Raw genomic sequence first — 17,406 nt, forward strand, 5'->3', positions numbered from 1 at the left:
GCCGGGCCCTACACGGGTGCGGGTAGCGGGTTCAGGTCACCATCGGTACCAGCGGCCGCGACCGCCGCCGGCACTCGTGGAGCGCATCACGAAACCGAGCAGCCACAGCACGAGTACGGCGATAGCCACCCACCACAGAATCTTCACAGCGAACCCCGCGCCGAAAAGGATCACCGCGAGAAGAAGAACAAGAAGCAGGGGAACCATAGTTATCAACCTCCTGCGCCACCGTGTGCCCTTCCCATCCACCCTCAATCCTGAGCACAGCCTTGTTTGTAAAGGGACAGCCGGGGCACGAGCGCTCTACCGCGACAGCAAAGACAACGAGGAGGCGTTCCATGGGTGCCGGCGAAAAGGCCAAGGCGAAGATCGAGCAGGCCGAGGGCAAGGCCAAGGAAGCCCTGGGCACCGCTCTCGGCAACGACCGCCTGACCGCCGAGGGATGGGCGCAGAAGTCCAAGGGCGAAGCCCGCGAGGCCAAGGAAAAGGCCAAGGACACCTTCCACCACTGACACCTGTATCGCGCCGGGGGCCTGCCCGAATCGTGTCCGGGCAGGCCCCCGGTCTATTGCGGCTTGCCACGCACGCCTATGTTCGTGCACCGGGCTCAGGGCTGGGCAGCAGAAGAGCCGTCGCGATGGAGCGGGAAGATCTGGTCGAAGCAGACCACACGCAGTACCCGCAGGGTGTGAGCGGGGAGCTGCGAGCGCGATGTCCGCCAGGGCGGCGTGAGCGTGGTTGCGGGCGATCAATGCGGTGATGCCGCTGGAGGCGCAGAACGTCATGCCCGCCAGGTCCAGGACGAGGCGCTGGCCGGGCTGCAGGGTGAGCGTGGTGGGGAGCCTCGCGTAGCTCGACGCGGTGGCGTGGTCGAGGTCGCCGCTGATCTTCATGACGGGACTGGTGGCGGCGCCGCGAGGCTTACGGCAGGAGGAGCCCTGCATCGTCGGCTCACGGGTCTGAAGGAATTCCCGCCGATCATCCATCCATTTCACCGCCAGAGGGGCCGATCACCTGGAATGCGGAAGGCTGGTCTCTCTGGCGCACTGAGACCGCAGGCCAGCGACGCGGTCAGCCCGACATGGATCCCGGGGCGCCGCTCGCCAAGCCGCTCGGGCGGGTGGGCTTGGGCAAGGGTGTGGAGGGCACCCGCGTAGAAGAGCACGGTGGCGGGCGCCGCCCGCCACGTTCGCCCGCGGGGCGAGGGTCTGTCGGCGCGAGCGGCACCGCACCGTATCTGGAGGTACGCGCATGTCTGGTTCCGCTGTATCCGACCCGCTTGCCGCTCTGTCCGCCGCGGGGGTGTCGGTCTGGCTCGACGACCTCTCCCGCGAGCTCCTGGCTGGTGGGGAGCTCGAGAAGCTGATCACGGACAAGCACGTGGTGGGGGTCACCACGAACCCCACGATCTTCGCCTCCGCACTGTCCAAGGGAGACCGCTACAACCAGCAACTGCGCCGCCTGGGCGAGGAGGGCCGCAGCGTCGATGACGCGGTCTTTGCCCTGACCACGGATGACGTCCGAAACGGCTGCGACGTCCTCGGCCCCGTCTATGAGCGCACCGGCGGCATGGACGGACGGGTATCTATCGAGGTGGACCCCCGGCTGGCGCAGGATGCCGATGCCACCTGCGCCTTGGCCCGCAAGCTGTGGGAGGCGGTCGACCGGCCGAACCTGTTCATCAAGATTCCGGCCACCCGCAAGGGGTTGAAGGCGATCACCGGCGTCATCGCCGAAGGCATCAGCGTCAACGTCACGCTGATCTTCTCCCTGGAGCGGTACCGCGACGTGATGGACGCCTACCAGAGCGGTCTGGAGCAGGCCCAGGCCGCCGGGCGGGACCTGGCGAGCATCCACTCGGTCGCCTCGTTCTTCGTCTCCCGCGTCGACACCGAAGTCGACCGCCGTCTCGACGCGACCGGCACCCCCGAGGCCCGTGCGCTCAAGGGCAAGGCCGCGGTCGCCAACGCCCGGCTCGCCTATCAGACGCACGAGCAGATGACCGCGGAACCCCGCTGGCAGCGCCTCGCCGCAGCCGGAGCCCGCGTGCAGCGCCCCCTGTGGGCGTCCACCGGGGTCAAGGACCCGTCCTACCCCGACACGATGTACGTCAGCGAACTCGTCATCGCCGGCACCGTGAACACCATGCCCGGCGCCACGCTGGCCGCGTTCGCCGACCACGGCACCCTCCCCGCCCATGCGCCGACAGTGGATGACTTCGCGGCCGCCGCTGCCCACCTGGAGGCACTGGAAGTCGTCGGCGTCGACTTCGCGGACGTCACCGACACCCTCGAGCGCGAAGGACTGACCAAGTTCGAGGACAGCTGGAGCGAGCTGGGGAAGTCGGTGGAGCGCGAAATGCACGCCGAGGCCGGTAACGCAGACGCCGCCGGCGGGAGCCAGGACGGCGACTCCGAGATTGCCGATCTGCTGGCGATCTACCTCAACGACCACTACGCGGGCGCCACAGGTGGCCTGGAGCTGTTCCGGCGGGCCGCGGAGTCGCGTACGGACGCGGAGGGCCGCACGGCACTGGCCGGTCTGGCCCAGCAAGTCGACGAGGACCGCGACGCGCTGGCACAGATCATGAGGGATCTGCACGTGCCCACCAGCCAAGTCAAGGCTGCCATGGGCTGGCTCGCCGAGAAGGCGGGCCGCCTCAAGACCAACGGCCACTTCCTCTCCCGCTCCCCGCTCAGCGACGTGCTGGAAGCAGAGGCCATGCTCCTGGGTGTCCAGGGCAAAGCAGCCTGCTGGCGGACCCTGCGTGTCCTGGCCGATTCTGACGAACGCCTCTTTGCCGACCGGTTGGACGCACTGCTGGAACGCGCCGAGCGGCAGAGCGCCACCCTGGAGGCATTGCGCTCCGGGGCGGCCGCCCGAACGCTGCTTTCTCGGCTCCCCGACACACACTGATGCTGGCCCGGGCCTACGCCCGTCACGCCTCACAGGGCAGGCAAGCTGCATCCGTCGGCAGGTGGCCCGCAGGGCTTGCCCGACGGCTCGACGAAGCAGCAACAGGATGGCGAGTCAGCAGTCCGACAGCGCAGCGGGGCGCGACAGGCTCAGGGTGAGTCCGGTGGCGTAGCACGCGGGCTGGAACGAGGTGGACGTACGGGCGGTGACCACCGTACGGCGACTGGCGGCCGACGCGATCTGTATCCAGCTCTGCCTGGCCGGGTTCACCGCATGACCCGTTCGTCGCTTCGCTTGGCCGAACGGGTCCGACATCTGACCCGTGCTCAGAGACCATTTCCCGCATGTCGACAGGTGCATGGACGGGTCTGCTGCCGCGCAAGAATGGGCAACCGGCTTCATCGATCGACCCTGCCCTGAACCACGGCAGCTAACGGCGTTCGTCCCGTTCCTGCGACCGTGGGACGTCGACAGTGGCCGCGTCGGCGAGCGCCTGAGCAGCTGCCTCCGCTGTCTCCGCAGCCTGGGCCGCGTCGTCGGCTGCGTCGTCGCCCCTGCCGTCGGCGGCCTTCTCCAAAGTTGCGGGTGACGGTGGCAGCTTCTCGCCCAATGCTCGGGAGTCTTGCAGTGCCGAGGTGACCTCACTGGGGATCATCCAGAAGGTGCTGCCTGGGCCTTGCGCGAGCTGGGGAAGCGTCTGGAGATACTGGTAGGCGATCCCACTGAAGGACCAGGCGGTCAGCCGGCCGCGCTGCAGACCGGCGTCATTCAGCATCTGGTAGGCGAGGGCACGCAGTCGTCGTGCGCGGACGGCTCCTTCAAGTGGCGCGTCCTCTCCCACATGGCCGCGCAAGCGCCACCGTCCAGCCCGCTTATCCGCGTGCCCGGATCCTCGATCCTGCCACCACAGCGCGCTGACTGGTAGCCAGGCGCCTGTGCGCGCCACTGATCTGGCGACCTGGACTACCACCGCCTCGTGTCCCAGGCCAGCTGACCGACCGCCGCGGACTACACCCCGCGTCTACCGCGCACGCGTGATGCAGGCGGCGGCGGCTTCAGCGCGTCAGCGGTCTCCGGGCATGGTGCGGTGCTCTCGTGCGGCGGGGCCGGTACCTCGGTGGGAGGCGTCGGTGCGGTCGCGGGCAGCAGACGCTGCGGCGAGGGCGAGGAGGGTCGCGATGACACCGGTGATGATGTTGCTGGTGATGGAGCGGGTGTGAGCGACGTCGCCGGCCACGACCCACGGAGCCACGCAGGTCCAGATGCCGATAGCGGCGGCGGCCCAGGCCATGGAATGAGTTCGCTCGTAGGAGGTACCAAGGCCGCCGAGCAGGAGCATGTAGGCGATGCCGGCGATCAGGTTGGTGACAGCGAGAGTGGTGAACCCGTTGAAGCCCGCAATCCAGGGGGACGCGGCGAGGTAGAGGCCGGTGATGAGGGCAAGGGCCTCAATCATCTGGGCTCGTGGGGTGGCTGCGGCGCGATCGTGCCGGGCGCGCAGGTCCATCAGGTCCGGGTGCTCTTCGATGGGTGCGTGGTGGGTTGACGCCATGATGGCCTCCTGAAGGGAGATGTCTACGACCCGTCTACCCATAAAGTCGACATAAATACAAAAAAGGGCATTAGGGTCGGCCACTCGGACAGGGGACGTGGGGCCCACCGCTGCCGGCGGATCGGTCCAACCCACTCTCGGCAATGGCCCGGCCGGCAACGGCGCTTCGCCCCGGGCCGCCCGCGACACGGGACCGGCCGATCCAGCGCCACTTCCGAGCCTCACTCATCTCATCCTTCCCCGTCTGCGGCCCCGTCCCAAGGGCCCACGCAGATCTCCTGCGGACAGACCTCAGCCAGGAGCTCAAGCAGATAGGCGGCAACCGGGGCGGGCTCGCCGCGCCGTACCCAGGTGTAGACGGCAGTCCGCGCCGACGCGACAACGTGCTGCAAAACGTACCCGTCTACCAGCCCGTCAGTGCCTGGGCACTTTCGTACCAGGATCTGCCGGGGCACGTCTTCCTCGGTCAGGGCCTCGACTTCATCGCGTCCCGGGGCATTGCGGAACTGGTACACCCAGTGCTTCGACATACCGACCATTTTCGTCCCGCCCCACAGAAATCGGTGCTGGACACTACCACCAGCCACCCGCGAGAGCGGCTGTACTGCATCCCCGCTCGTCCCAGACAACCGGCCGCACCCTCGCCGAAGCTCTTCACCCCAGCCCGTAATAGCCACCTGCGGTTGTGCAACTGATCTCAGGCGCGGGCCGGCTCGCCGGTGATCTTTTCGGGGGTGATAAGCGCATCGCGTTCGTAGGTGTGGAGAGCAAGGCCGAGGGCAAAGAATGTGGGCGCCCATTCGCCGACAAAGATTCCCCAGCGGTCGGCTCGCGCGATCCCACGCGCCTCGGCCTTCACAGAAACGACCCACGACGCAACAGAGAGGCCGATGGACACGAACCCCGCAGTGTACGCTTGCTCGCTGGTCAGCCCGGCCTCGTGCAGTTTCCTCACAAACATGACTGCTCCCAAGTCACTGGAGAACGATGGGAACGGGTTCCGGTATACCCACAGACAGGACTGGCGCGGACCCGTACTTCCAGGAGACCACCAGCACGGCGGTCCGGCCACCGGAGCACCCAGAAGGTTCCATGCCCCTTCCGCGGCCCGCCTATTACCGCGTGCTTGACGCGGCCACGAAGCGCGTGGGGGGTTCGGTATCGGCGACGCATGAGAGTCCAAGTGCAGTTGAGGAAGGCGTACGAAGTCTCAACTCTTCGGCCTGGCCATCTCGTTGGGCCTCCATCTTGCCGCATCTGAACAAGCACGACCGTCGGCACCGGACTGCCCCAACTCCGTCGTCAGGGCGACGCCGGTATCCCACTCCGCTGTCGTCCTGCCCGTAACGTCCAGCAGCAGCCGGTCGAGTGGCCCTCCGGTCAGTGCGACATTACCCCGCCCCGGCCCCGGCCCCGGCCCCGGCCCCGGCCCCGGCCCTGGCCCTGGGGAGGGTTGTCGTGGTCCGCGCCATTCAAGCGGTTAAACAGCTCACGTCATCCCACAGCAGATCAGCCACGGCGCCATGCTGCACCGCGCGCGAAGCCAACGCACCCCCGTTTCCCTTGACCAAAGACATAGGGGCACCCCCGGAACGGCACAAGCGCCCCACGGCTGGTCGGTGGCACTGACGGCCTCCGAGGTGCCCTCGAGCTTGGGCGGTAGCGGCTCGCGCGGCTCGACGGGCTCCTCGACCAGCACAGGCTCCGGAGAAGGGGCGCCGGACACGCCTTCGGCAGGGCCGTGGTCGCCCAGGACCTAGGTCAGCTTCTCGGCGGTGGCTTTGCGGATTCGGCTGCGACATCGTTCCTCCGTGCGCGGGACAGGAGTACAGCAATGACGAGCCATGACCGCAGCAGGCCGCCGAGTAATGGGCGATTCGAAGACATCCCTCCAACGACACACGGGCCGTCTCATCTGCCCGTGCCCGCGGCGGGCTGTCGGCACCGCCAGGACCACCGTCAGGCCGAGCGGCCGCAGCGCAGGTACACGTCGGCCAGGGGGATCCTCCGCCATGAGGCGTCCGTCTACCTTGAGGTCCAAAGTCACCCGTTTACCGTGCAGCTGCCATCAACGCCAGAGGGGAAGTCTCCAGTACCCCCCTCTCACAGCACCGGAGGCGCTCCATGAACGCGTCGGCGTCGGACTCGATCGACATGCCCGCCGCAGGTCGTGAAAACGGGTGCAGCCAGGCATGACCGCCTTCCACTGGATTTTCGGCGACCAGCTCGGACCTCACTTCCTGACGCCAGGTCGGGGCGGCCCGGAACGCGATTCGCCCGTCGTCATGATCGAGGCACGGTCGGTCTTCCGGCGGCGCCGCTTCCACCGAGCCAAGGCCCATCTCCTGCTCTCCGCGATGCGCCACCGGGCCGCCGAACTCGGCGACCGGGTGCACTACGTCAAGGCTGACACCTACCGCGAGGGACTGCGCGAGGCGGTCGGCTCCACCGCGCTGACGGTGCACCACCCCACCTCACGCGCCGCTCTCGGGCTCGTCCGTGCGCTGGACGGCGTACGCATGCTGCCCGCCCGGGGATTCCTCGTCCCCCAGGAGGACTTTCGGGCTTGGGCCGACGGCCACGGGGGCGAGCGGCTGCGCCAGGAGGACTTCTATCGGTGGGTGCGCCGCAGTCACGACCTGCTGATGGACGACGGAGAGCCGGCGGGAGGCCGCTGGAACCACGACCACGACAACCGTGAGCCCGCGCCCACTGGTGCCCGCACGCTGAACGCCCCAAAACCGTACCGTCCCCGCGAGAACGGTATCGACGACGAGGTTCGCCACGACCTCGACCGCTGGGAACGCTCCGGCGAGGTGTCCTTCGTCGGGCGGGACGGTCCGCGGATCTTCCCCGCGTCCCGCCGGGAGGCCCGCATCGCCCTGCGCCGCTTCGTCACGCACCGCCTCGCCGGGTTCGGTCCGCACGAGGACGCCATGCTTGCCGCCGATCCGGTGCTCAGCCACAGCCTGCTGTCCTCGTCGCTGAACTTGGGGCTCCTGGATCCGCAGGAGTGCGTCGACTGCGCCGAGGAGGCCTGGCGCAGCGGTGACGCACCGGTCAACAGCGTCGAAGGATTCGTGCGCCAGATCGCGGGCTGGCGCGAGTACGTATGGCAGCTGTACTGGTACTTCGGCGAGGACTACCGGCATTGCAATGCCCTGCGCCACCACGCCCCGCTGCCCGACTGGTTCCTGGAGCTCGACGCCGAAGCGGTCACCGCACGCTGCCTGTCCACCGTCCTCGCGCAGGTGCGGGACAGCGGTTGGACCCACCACATCCCGCGGCTGATGCTACTGGGCAGCCACGCGCTACAGCGTGGATGGGACCCGGCGGCGGTGACCGACTGGTTCCACCGCTGCTTCGTCGACGGCTACGACTGGGTGATGCTGCCGAACGTCGTCGGCATGTCCCAGTACGCCGACGGCGGACGGATGACGACCAAGCCATATACCTCGGGCGGCGCGTACGTGAACCGGATGAGCGACTACTGCGGCCCCTGCGCGTACCGACCGACGGTGCGGGCGGGCGAGAACGCCTGCCCGTACACAGCCGGATACTGGGCATTTCTGCATCGCCACCGCTCCCAGCTCGAACACAACCCGCGGATGTCGCAGGCCGTACGAGGGCTCGACCGTCTGACCGACCTCGACGAACTACTGGAACAGGAACGGCTACGTGGAGACGAGCCGCCCTGAGCGGGTGGGGAGGAGCTGAGCGTTTCGCACATCTCATCTGGGTTCTGAAGACCGACGAGAACCTGCAGACCATCCCCGGGGGCAGTGGCCGGGCTGTCCCCCTCGACCGTGAGCCACCACCGGACCCGGATACGCGCCGCGGGAGCCGAAGTGGCGAGCCGCGGGTGGGGTAGCAAAACCGTCGGTGTCCGCACTGCGGCCGCTGGACGCCTCTCACGGTGAGGCCGGGTCACCACTGCACAGTGAGGTGACGCGGTGCGGGCCCGTGCCGGTCCTTGGCAATGAGCACGTCGACTTCGTGCTGTTGGGTGCGGTCAAGGAGCGCGAGAGTGTCTGCGTACTCCAGCTCGGCAGCGCCACCCAGGTCATCCAGGTGCAACGGATGGCCGTCGCGGCGCGGGCGCTCGAGGCGGGCCATGAGCAAGACGGCGGGCGTGCCCAGTGGTTCTGTCTTGGCGAGCAGCTTCAGCTCTCTGACCGCTTCGTCGACCTGCTCGGGGAGCCGGATCCGGGCGCTGTCCCCGTCCTGGAGGGCCAGCAGCTGTAGGCGGTCCACGACGACCAGCTGCGCGGGGGTGCCGTGGTCGAGCTCGTCTCGAAGCCGTTCCTTGATGCGTGCGAGGGTGAGGTTCGCCTCGCGGTACACGGTCAGCCCAGGCACGGGGTTTCGCGGCGTGAGGTCAGGAGCGAACATCACCACGCGCAGCTTCCTGGCCGCGTTGTGAACCGCGATGTCGTAGCCGGCCCGTGCCTCGCGGCTGCATGAGCGAGTGCCCAGGCAGGTGAGCTCGCCTGGGGCGAGGCGGGCCACGGCGTCCACGTCGGGCCAGGGCGTTTGCGCCCTGGGCTCTTCCGGGCCGGAAAGGCGGTCGGACCAGTACCAGATCTGGATGCGGCCGAGGGTCCGCGCTGTCTGCAGTTCGCGCCAGTGCTCCAGCAGTGCTGTGGTGCCGGGGTCACTGGGGTCACGACGGGTGCTGGTGCGTGCATGGCCGGGCGCGTCGACCAGCTGCTGTGCGGTGGGATGCGCGAGCCGGTTGCGGCAGGGGGAGTCGTGCACGGGGTAGGGGCCCCAGACCCAGTTGTCGGAGCTGTCTTGGGTCACCCCTACGACGGTGATCGTTCCAGAGGCGTCGGCGGACAACGGCTTCAGGCAGACGGCACAGTCATAGTTCACATTGGTCCTTTCGGCGCGGGTTGACCTGACGTGAATGAGTCGGGCCTGTGCCGTGCCGCCGAAGCAAGAACACTGCCCATGGAAGGCAATCGTGAGAATGGCGGTAGGCCCCATACGGCGCCTGCCCACGATTAGGACGGACTCTCCTCTCCTGCGCGGCAGGTTTGTCGGACGCTTCTTCGCCGCGCAGCAGGATCAGGACGTCCTCGTCCTGATCCAACTGGAACCCCCTGTGGCCGGCGGACTGGCAACGCCACTGGGCCGATGTGCGCGAACTGCTGGGTGGAGAAGTCGGGGCGACCGTGGAGCCGGGGGTCACGGTCCACGGGATGGAACTGGAGCGACGGCTGAGGCGCAACCAGGAGCACGCCGTCTGGGAGGGGCTGATGGATGGTCAGCGCGAGCGGAGGGGCGATCGGCATCGTCTCGCTGCCACCGGAACAGAAGATGCCCGCCGAGGCGTCCAAGGCGGCTCTGGGTGGTGTACGGGTTCGACCTGATCCGGGGGTTGCTCCGGCGTCGGGATGAGGCCCGCATAGATGAACGGCCACCGGCTGATCTTCGAGGTGTCGAAGCCCGAAGGAGATCAGCACGATGACCGCACCCGACAGTCTGCCCCCGCACGCCCTCGCCGAGGACAACCTCGCCTCGCGACTCCCGATCTGCTGCGCGCGATGATCAAGACGTTCGCCGACGCCCTCATGGCCGCCGAGGCCGATGTCCTCTGCAATGCCGAATACGGCCAGGTCAGCGACGAGAGAGTCGATCACCGCAACGGCTGTCGCCCGCGCGAGTGGGACACCAGGGCCGGCACCGTCGAACGCGCCGTCCCGAAGCTGAGGTCGGGGAGCTACTTCCCGCACTGGCTGCTGGAGCGCCGCCGACGGGCCGAGCAGGCCCTGATCTCGGTGGTCGCCACCGCCTACCTGCTGGGCGTCAGTACGCGCCGGGTCGAGGAACTCGCCGCGTCCCTCGGGGGACCCAGCTGTCGAAGTCGCAGGTCAGCACTATGGCCAAGCACCTGGACGAGCAGGTCGCCGCGTTCCGCGACCGGCCGCTGGACCAAGGGCCCGGCCCGTCAGGGGTCCAGCTGGTCGTCTCCGACGCACATGCCGGCCCGGTCGACGCCATCGGCGCCGCCCTGCCCGGCGCCTCCTGGCAGCGCTGCCGCACCATTACGCCCGGAACCTGCTGTCCCAGGCGGCGAAGTCGGCCCAGCCCTGGGTCGCCACACTGCTGCGGGCCGTCTTCGAACAACCCGACACCGACGCCGTCCAAGCCCAGATGCGGCACGTCCTGGACACCCTGGACGCCCTGGAAGTCAAGTTCACCAAGGCCGCAGCCCACTTGGACGTCGCCCAGCACGACCTGCTCGCCAAGGCCCGCCTCCACCCGATCGGGTCAGAAGCCGACGGCACCGCCCTGCCCACCGAACTCACCGCATGGCCTCAAACGAGATCACCGAGTGGCCGTCGATACACCACTCCCGCGGACGTGACCACCGGCAGCCCGCCACAGAGCGGCAGGGAGCGCTGCCGCGCGCCCACCGCGAGTGGATCGCCGCGTACGGCGAGGAACGGTTGGTGCGTGAACTCTAGACAACGGTCGGCCTGTCCTTGTCGACAGTGCGCCACCACCTGACGCGCATGCAGGTACCGGTCGTCGGGCACCGGGGCGGGGGCCTGCTGGTCTCCGTGGACGGGCTGCGGTTCGTGGTGCCGAAGCGGACCGGGGCAGGAGGATCAGCTCGGCGCGCTCGGCATGGTCCTGAACGCCGCCGTGCTCTGTGCTCACACCGCCTGGCGTCCCCCGTCATGCCTGCGCGCCCGGAGGGTGGACCACCCGGTGCCTGGCAGCAGAAGGCGTCCTCGGCCGGGGGCGATCTTCCCGGCCGAGACGAGGGCGACGAGGCGGTCAGCTGGAAGTGCTCCTCGCCGACTGGCCGCCGAAGCGGCGAGGGGGCCCGTTTTCGTGCACACCTTCGACACGTTGTGTAATGTCACTGTTACGTTCAGTCACCACGTGGAGCCGTCCCGTGCCGCGCGTTTCGACCAGTCCCGCGCGCTGCCCGCCCGCTCGCACGTGATCACGACGGGCTGTAGTGCGCCCGTGAACATCACCTACACAGAGGCGGTAGCTGTCCCATGGCACAGGAAGCCAGGATCGACGTCGAACTGACGTGGAAGCAGGCCGAGGAGAAGTCTTCGGCGGACAAGGTGGCGGAGTTCGCCAAGAACCTGCCGCAGGGCCCTTGGTTCGGCACCCCGATGGGGGTGGCACGCGACAGTGACCGGCAGGCGAAGCACACCTGGCCGCTGCGGTCCGCCCGGCCGTACCGGCGGGAGGTGGCCTCCGGCGAGGCCGCGGTCTACCTCGCCGACGGCCACGACCAGCTGGAGCGGCCGTTCATCTTCGCGGACGGCTTCAACTACGGCCGCAGTGACCTCCCGGGGCTGTTCGCGCACTTCAACGCGCCCTACCCGGGCAGCAACGTGGGCTTCCTCGACCAGCTGCTCACCGCGGGCATCGACGTCGTCCTGGTCGGCTTCGAGGAGCGCCACACCTACATCCAGGCCAACGCCGGGGTGGTGATCAGCGCCCTCCAGAAGGTCATCCAGGAGCGGCAGGGCTCTGAGCCGCTGATCGTCGGCGGGGTCAGCATGGGCGGCATCATCACCCGCTACGCCCTGGCCGAGATGGAGAACCAGCAGCAGGACCACGAGACCGCGACCTACCTGTCCTGGGACTCCCCGCACAACGGCGCCTGGATCCCGCTGGTACTCCAGCAGATGGCCTACTTCTTCGAGTCGCTGCCGGCCCAGCCCGGCAAGGTCAAGGAGGCGGAGCTGATCAGAAGCCCCGCCGCGCAGCAACTGCTGTACGCCTGGGTACCGGACGCCAAGTACCAAGGTTCCGTCACGACCTCCAGCGAACTGCGCACGCAGTTCCTGCAGGAGCTGCGCGACCTCGGCCAGTTCCCGCGGCGGCCGCGCAAGCTGGGCGTGGCCAACGGCACCGGCGACGGTATCGGCCGCGACCTTCCGGCCGGCGGGGAAGTGTTCAAGCGGCAGGTGCCGCTGGTGGTCCATGCCCAGGCGAACTTCCAGCCCGACGGCGGGGAGCGCAAGCCGATCGGTGAGATGCGGGCCGCCGGCCAGGTCCGACGGGGCTTCACCTCGCACGTTCCCGGCCTCGACGGCACACCCGGCGGCACCCTCGACTCCTTCGGCAAGATCGCCGCGGCACTGGGGGCCGACATCCCGCAGAAGTACAAGTTCAGCTGCTTCGTCCCCTCCGTGAGCGCGGTCGCACTGGACTACGACCCGGCCAAGTGGGACGTCAACCCCTACGAGAAGGTCGAGGCGGCCGACGAGAAGAGCGCGCTCGACGAGTTCAAGTGCGACAGCGAGAACACCGAGCACAGCCAGGTGACCAAGCCGCTGGTCGACTGGATCATGGAGCGAATCCTCCACTGATACCGCCGACTGGACAGTGCGGGCCTTCAGCGGGCCGCCGTCCGGGATCGCCGCACTGTGGCATTCCGGACGGCGGCCCGAAGCACAGGGCCGCGTCGTTGTCGCGGTCGCCCGTCGCCCGTCGCCCGTCGCCCGTCGCCCGTCGCCACGGTGACCGCGCTCTCCGCCCCCTACGGGGCCGGCGGTTCGGCTGACGTCCAGGCGAGGACGCTGTACATCGTTTCGCCGTGGTCGTGTCCGGTGCGGTCGGCCCGGACCGTACCGAGTGGGATGTCCCGGGCGGTCAGGGCGTCGTCGACCGCGGTCCCATACGGCCAGTGCGGCAGCCCGTAGGGCCAGACCGGGAGGGATCCGGGTGGTTCGAGCAGCATGCGCCGCACCTTTCACGGCCACCGGGCGGGCGGGATCATGAGGCGCGCCGATGGATGGCGGCGGGGCCGATGATGCCAGGGCCGAACCTGTCCCGGATGCGGTCGACGGCCGCTTCCGCGACCCACCGTGATTCGCGGGCATCGTCGAGGCTGACCTGCTGGGCGACGTGGCCGACGTCGGCCAGGTGCTCGCCCTTCAAAACCAGGCCGGTCAGGCGGCCGCGCTGCAGTCCGGCGGCCATCAGCTGGTAGGCGAGGGTGCGAAGGTCGTCGTCGTGTGCGGACGGTTCCTTCAGGCGGCGGGTCTTCTCCCAGCTGGTGTCGCCGGCGATGGTGAGGGTCAGGTTCAGGGCGCGGGCCGCCTGCCCGCGCCCGCGCAGCCGTGTGCCGAGCAGGGCGGCGCGGACGGCGGCGCCGTCCAGGGTGTGCTGGTCGAGAGTGCAGCGGACGCTTGTGGAAGCGGGCAGCGCACGTGCCACGACCGGCCGGGGATCGATACCTCGGGCCCGGTCGGCTGCCAGGCGGCCGGCCTTCCCGCCCAGCAGACGCTGCGCCGTCGCGGCCGGGACAGCGACCGACAGGCCGACCGCGTGGATGCCGTGCTCCCGCAGCACCGTCGCCTGGCGGGGGCCGATGCCGTGCAGGGCCTCGACCGGCAGCGCGGCCGGCCAGACGGCGACCCGGTCGGGTGCGATGGTCAGGACGCCGCCGGGTTCCCACAACCCGTGACGCTCATCCCTGCCCCCACCCGCCCACCCCTGACAGCACCCGCGACCTCATCGCCCTCCCCCGTCACCAAGACGCACACCGACACGGCAGGCCGCCCCTGAGTGCAACCGTGGGCAGCACACGCATACCTCGGGTGTGCCAGACCCTACGGTTGCCGCACATCGACGCCCCGCTCCGGCCGCGGGCCGCCGGGCCAAAGCGCTGCTGCGCGGTTTCGTGCAAGGCGGGAGGCGGGGTATGAGAATGTTCCGGAGGATCGAAAGGGAGAGACAGGTGGACTGGGGACAGTTCGCGCAGCAGATGGCGTCGCTGGCGCGTGATCTGCTGGCGCAGGATTCGGTGAGCGCCACTCTCGCGCGGATCACCGCTTCGGCCACTGAGCTGGTCGAAGGCTGTGACGCGGCCGGCATTCTCGTGCTGCGCGGCCGGGAGGTGGAATCCCTCGCTCCCACCCACCAACTGGTCATCGACAGTGATCGACTTCAACAGCGGCTGGGGGAAGGGCCGTGTTTCGATGCCGCCCGCACCTCGCAGGGTGAGCGGGTCTTCCGCATCGCCGACCTCACCGACGAACACCAGCGCTGGCCCGCCTACGCTCCCCAGGCCCGCCGACTCGGGGTCGGCAGCATGATGGGCTTCCTGCTGTTCACCGACGACGAGGACCTCGGCGCACTGAACCTCTACTCCCACAGGCCCGGCGCGTTCTGCGAGGCCAGCGAGCTGGCCGGCTGGCTGCTGGCCTCCCACGCCGCGGTCGCCTTCTCCAGCGCCCGCACCCACGCCCAGCTGGAACAGGCCGTCGCCACCCGCCACCTCATCGGTGAAGCCATGGGCATCCTCATGGGCAGTCGCCACCTCAGCGAAGAGCAGGCGTTCGACGTGCTGCGCCGCTACTCCCAGCAGAGCAACACCAAACTCCGCGAGGTCGCCCGGCGCATCTGCGAACAAGGCGCTCTTTCATAGCTGACCCTATGGGGCGGCTTCCCCAGCACACGGGCCGAACCAGAGAAGCCTGGACCGGCACAGCTCCACCCGGGAGAAGACTGCCGAATCCGACCCTGCTCACCAAGTCCCCATCCCAGCCGCCCCCACACACGTACGCACCAGGCCCGGGCAATGATCGACGTAATCACAGGCGTGCCCATGCCCATGCCCATGCCCATGCCCATGCCCTCTGCCCACAGTCCTGACGGGTCCGGGCGGCATCCCAGCACAGCACACGACACTGCACATCGGCGCCGACGCCCTCGTGCAGACCACCAACGGCCAGACGCCGCCGAGCCTCTCGTCGGCCGCTTCTGCGGCACTGCAAGCACAGGGCAACCCAGCAGCCTAGAACGACCCGGCTGCAACCATGCTGGATCTTCGCCAAGCGGCGAACGAGAAGGAAGCCATCCCGGTTACACGACGTACAGGACAGCGGCGGTACCGGACGGTGCAATGAGCAGGACCGAGCTGGTGGCGGTGGCGGGGCATGCGGCACAGCACCGTCTCCCCGCAGTCGTGAAAGCCTGCGGCGTCCTGGCCGGCGACCGGCTCACGAGCGGCGCGAGTCAGGGCCGGGCAGCGCGATGGCTCCGCGGCCAAGGCTTGACTTGGACCGGACGGGCGATCTGTCGCGGCGTCGTGCACGAGGTCGGCGGGCTCACGGGCCTACGGGGAGATGGTGATGGTGGTACCTGGACTGCTGCCGGGGCCGCCTGACACCCGGAGGTACGGACATGGACGCGATCGTGCTGCTGCGCGAGGACCACAAGACGGTCGAGAAACTGTTCAAGCAGTTCGAGAAGACAGGTGACGACGACCTGAGCGAGCGGCGCACCATCGCGGATGAAGTGATCCAGGAGCTGACCGTGCACACGTGGATCGAGGAGCAGATCTTCTATCCCGCCGCCCGCGAAGCCGCCCCCGATACCACCGATCACATCCTCGAGAGCATCGAGGAGCACCACGCCGTCGTCTGGATGCTCTCCGAGCTCAAGGACATGCCCCCTTCCGACGAACGCTTCAAGGCCAAGATGAGCGTCCTGATGGAGAACGTCCGCCACCACGTCGAGGAAGAGGAGAAGGAGTGGTTCCCCGACGTCCGCAAGGCCATGGGACGCACTCGTCTCACCGAGCTCGCCAAGCGGCTGGAAGCCGAGAAGGACAAGGCCCCGCGCGACCCCCTCGCGGTGCCGAGCGCGGACAGCAAGTGACGCGCGCTCACCCGCCCCACCCCGGCATACGGTCCGGCGCCGGCAAGAGGCTGCTGAATAACGGACTTTCCGAGAAGACAGTCAAGAGTGATTCGTGTGCCGTCCGACCAGCCGTGACGGATCCGGTGCCGCCGCGGGTCACGGCACGCCGGCTACTTCGCGGTGCGTCCGCCCGTGCCCACCCAGGTGACCCGCATGCTCACCACGATCCGTGAGGCGCGCCGGAGCATCACCGCAGTTCGTCCCGCCACCCGAGCGGGGTACTCGGCGTGGGTGGCGCGGGGCGCGGTTGCTCGCGGGTCGAAACCCTTGCCCTCGCAGCACTGCCCTACCTGCGGCGCAGTCCGGCAGGCGGTCGTCTGGGCCTGGTGGGCTCGATCGGCGGGCTGCTGACGGTACCTCACCTGGTGCCGTACTCCTGTGCCAAGGCGGCGGTACGCGCGCTCGGCGAGGGCCTCCAGGAGGAGACCGCCGGCAGTGCCGTCAGCGTCACCACGGTCCATCCCGGGCTGATGCGAACCGGCTCACACCTCCAGGCGGAGTTCGGCGGCCGGCCGGAGGCGGAGTTCGATGGCCGGCCGGAGGCGGAGTCCGCCTGGTTCTCGGCCCTGGCGGGAATGCCGCTGCTGCCGATGAACGCCGAACGCGCGGCGGAGAAGATTTTGCGCGCCGTGGAATGCAGGCGCGCCCGGCTGGTGATGACCCCCGCGCCCCGCATCGGCTCACTCGCCCACGCCGTCGCACCCCGCCTGGTGACGCGGGCAAGCGGACTCGCTCTGCCCGGGTCCTGCCTGCGCCGCCCGAGCAGAGCGAGAAGGGGGCGCCGATGAAGCAGGGGCACGCCCTTGACGCCTCCCAGGGGGCCTGGGTACGAACGCTGAGCTGGGCGGGCAGCGCACTCGACGACCGGGCGGCACGCCGCTACAACCAACGCTGGGCGGGTCCGCCCACCAGCGCCTGATCGACCGGACTCGGCGGTAGCCAGCAATTCATAGGTCCCGCGCCGGGGGGCTGCCCGAACAGTCCGTCCGCCACCGCCCCGCTGCGGCAGCCCAAGGAACGGCGACATGACCCGGAACCTTCTGTGCAACCTTCGGCGGCATGCGCACAACCCGCGGGCCGCGGCGCTACGCAAGACGAGCAACCGCCGGCGGCAGCTGCGCAGGATCCAGCCGACAGCGCCCCGCCGAAAGGCGTCGATCACGGCGCTCACCTCGCTCTCCCGGCCCCATTCCCTCCCGAACTCACCGGCCTGGCGGCGCCAGTTGCGCACCGGGCCGACGGCCACC

General features: G+C 69.0%; 15 protein-coding genes and 4 pseudogenes. 10 read left to right on the forward strand and 9 right to left on the reverse strand.

Translation table 11 applies throughout. The annotated features are described in order from the left end of the window. Positions 1 to 36: 36 nt before the first annotated feature. A complete protein-coding gene (locus tag ACFV0T_RS39795) occupies positions 37 to 207 on the reverse strand; it encodes a hydrophobic protein (RefSeq protein WP_385790078.1) in 171 nt (56 codons plus the stop codon). Between the two features lie 131 nt (positions 208 to 338). Between ACFV0T_RS39795 and ACFV0T_RS39800 the strand changes: the two genes are divergently transcribed. Continuing rightward, the gene (locus ACFV0T_RS39800) at positions 339 to 512 is read left to right on the forward strand and encodes a CsbD family protein (RefSeq protein ID WP_385790079.1); all 174 of its coding nucleotides are present in this window, start codon (positions 339 to 341) and stop codon (positions 510 to 512) included. A 739-nt stretch (positions 513 to 1,251) separates the two neighbouring features. Further along, positions 1,252 to 2,361, forward strand: a pseudogene (gene tal, locus ACFV0T_RS39805) (transaldolase); the annotation flags it as partial. A gap of 985 nt (positions 2,362 to 3,346) precedes the next feature. Here tal and ACFV0T_RS39810 read toward each other — a convergent pair. From ACFV0T_RS39810 to ACFV0T_RS39830, 5 genes and pseudogenes are all read right to left on the reverse strand, one after another. Next, positions 3,347 to 3,634, reverse strand: a pseudogene (locus tag ACFV0T_RS39810) (hypothetical protein); the annotation flags it as partial. Positions 3,635 to 3,979: 345 nt separating this feature from the next. Continuing rightward, positions 3,980 to 4,468, reverse strand: a complete 489-nt coding sequence (locus ACFV0T_RS39815; RefSeq protein ID WP_385790080.1) for an SPW repeat protein — start codon at positions 4,466 to 4,468, stop codon at positions 3,980 to 3,982. Positions 4,469 to 4,698: 230 nt separating this feature from the next. After that, a complete protein-coding gene (locus ACFV0T_RS39820; RefSeq protein WP_385790082.1) occupies positions 4,699 to 4,998 on the reverse strand; it encodes a hypothetical protein in 300 nt (99 codons plus the stop codon). A gap of 167 nt (positions 4,999 to 5,165) precedes the next feature. Continuing rightward, on the reverse strand, positions 5,166 to 5,429 hold the full coding sequence (locus ACFV0T_RS39825) for a hypothetical protein (RefSeq protein ID WP_385790083.1): 264 nt from the start codon (positions 5,427 to 5,429) through the stop codon (positions 5,166 to 5,168). Positions 5,430 to 5,678: 249 nt separating this feature from the next. Beyond that, positions 5,679 to 5,891 (reverse strand): annotated as a pseudogene (locus tag ACFV0T_RS39830) (hypothetical protein); the annotation flags it as partial. A 769-nt stretch (positions 5,892 to 6,660) separates the two neighbouring features. Here ACFV0T_RS39830 and ACFV0T_RS39835 point away from each other — a divergent pair. Next, positions 6,661 to 8,166: a cryptochrome/photolyase family protein gene (locus ACFV0T_RS39835; RefSeq protein ID WP_385790084.1), complete on the forward strand. Its 1,506-nt coding sequence runs from the start codon at positions 6,661 to 6,663 to the stop codon at positions 8,164 to 8,166. Positions 8,167 to 8,395: 229 nt separating this feature from the next. Here the strand turns inward: ACFV0T_RS39835 and ACFV0T_RS39840 are convergent, their stop codons facing one another. Continuing rightward, positions 8,396 to 9,271: a DnaB-like helicase C-terminal domain-containing protein gene (locus ACFV0T_RS39840; protein WP_385790086.1), complete on the reverse strand. Its 876-nt coding sequence runs from the start codon at positions 9,269 to 9,271 to the stop codon at positions 8,396 to 8,398. 666 nt (positions 9,272 to 9,937) lie between these two features. Between ACFV0T_RS39840 and ACFV0T_RS39845 the strand changes: the two are divergent. The 3 genes and pseudogenes from ACFV0T_RS39845 to ACFV0T_RS39855 all read left to right on the forward strand — a co-directional run. After that, positions 9,938 to 10,720, forward strand: a pseudogene (locus ACFV0T_RS39845) (transposase); the annotation flags it as partial. Positions 10,721 to 10,785: 65 nt separating this feature from the next. Then, on the forward strand, positions 10,786 to 10,941 hold the full coding sequence (locus tag ACFV0T_RS39850; protein WP_385790117.1) for a hypothetical protein: 156 nt from the start codon (positions 10,786 to 10,788) through the stop codon (positions 10,939 to 10,941). Positions 10,942 to 11,487: 546 nt separating this feature from the next. Beyond that, positions 11,488 to 12,819, forward strand: coding sequence for a hypothetical protein (locus ACFV0T_RS39855; protein WP_385790087.1), 1,332 nt, complete (start codon positions 11,488 to 11,490; stop codon positions 12,817 to 12,819). A gap of 170 nt (positions 12,820 to 12,989) precedes the next feature. Here ACFV0T_RS39855 and ACFV0T_RS39860 read toward each other — a convergent pair whose 3' ends face one another. Next, a complete protein-coding gene (locus tag ACFV0T_RS39860; RefSeq protein WP_385790088.1) occupies positions 12,990 to 13,190 on the reverse strand; it encodes a hypothetical protein in 201 nt (66 codons plus the stop codon). A 35-nt stretch (positions 13,191 to 13,225) separates the two neighbouring features. Then, on the reverse strand, positions 13,226 to 13,912 hold the full coding sequence (locus ACFV0T_RS39865; protein WP_385790090.1) for a hypothetical protein: 687 nt from the start codon (positions 13,910 to 13,912) through the stop codon (positions 13,226 to 13,228). A gap of 307 nt (positions 13,913 to 14,219) precedes the next feature. Between ACFV0T_RS39865 and ACFV0T_RS39870 the strand changes: the two genes are divergently transcribed. From ACFV0T_RS39870 to ACFV0T_RS39885, 4 genes are all read left to right on the forward strand, one after another. Continuing rightward, the gene (locus ACFV0T_RS39870; protein WP_385790112.1) at positions 14,220 to 14,882 is read left to right on the forward strand and encodes a GAF and ANTAR domain-containing protein; all 663 of its coding nucleotides are present in this window, start codon (positions 14,220 to 14,222) and stop codon (positions 14,880 to 14,882) included. Positions 14,883 to 15,640: 758 nt separating this feature from the next. Next, a complete protein-coding gene (locus ACFV0T_RS39875; RefSeq protein WP_385790092.1) occupies positions 15,641 to 16,117 on the forward strand; it encodes a hemerythrin domain-containing protein in 477 nt (158 codons plus the stop codon). A 368-nt stretch (positions 16,118 to 16,485) separates the two neighbouring features. Continuing rightward, positions 16,486 to 16,947 carry an SDR family NAD(P)-dependent oxidoreductase gene (locus ACFV0T_RS39880; RefSeq protein WP_385790094.1) on the forward strand — a complete coding sequence of 154 codons (462 nt, stop codon included), beginning with the start codon at positions 16,486 to 16,488 and terminating at the stop codon, positions 16,945 to 16,947. Next, entirely contained in the window at positions 16,944 to 17,078 is a 135-nt protein-coding gene (locus ACFV0T_RS39885) for a hypothetical protein (RefSeq protein WP_385790096.1), read from the forward strand. Before ACFV0T_RS39880 ends, ACFV0T_RS39885 begins: the two co-directional genes overlap by 4 nt. The last annotated feature ends 328 nt before the right edge of the window (positions 17,079 to 17,406 follow it).

This window comes from Streptomyces sp. NPDC059582, from assembly GCF_042735715.1.
Taxonomy (GTDB): Bacteria; Actinomycetota; Actinomycetes; order Streptomycetales; family Streptomycetaceae; genus Streptomyces.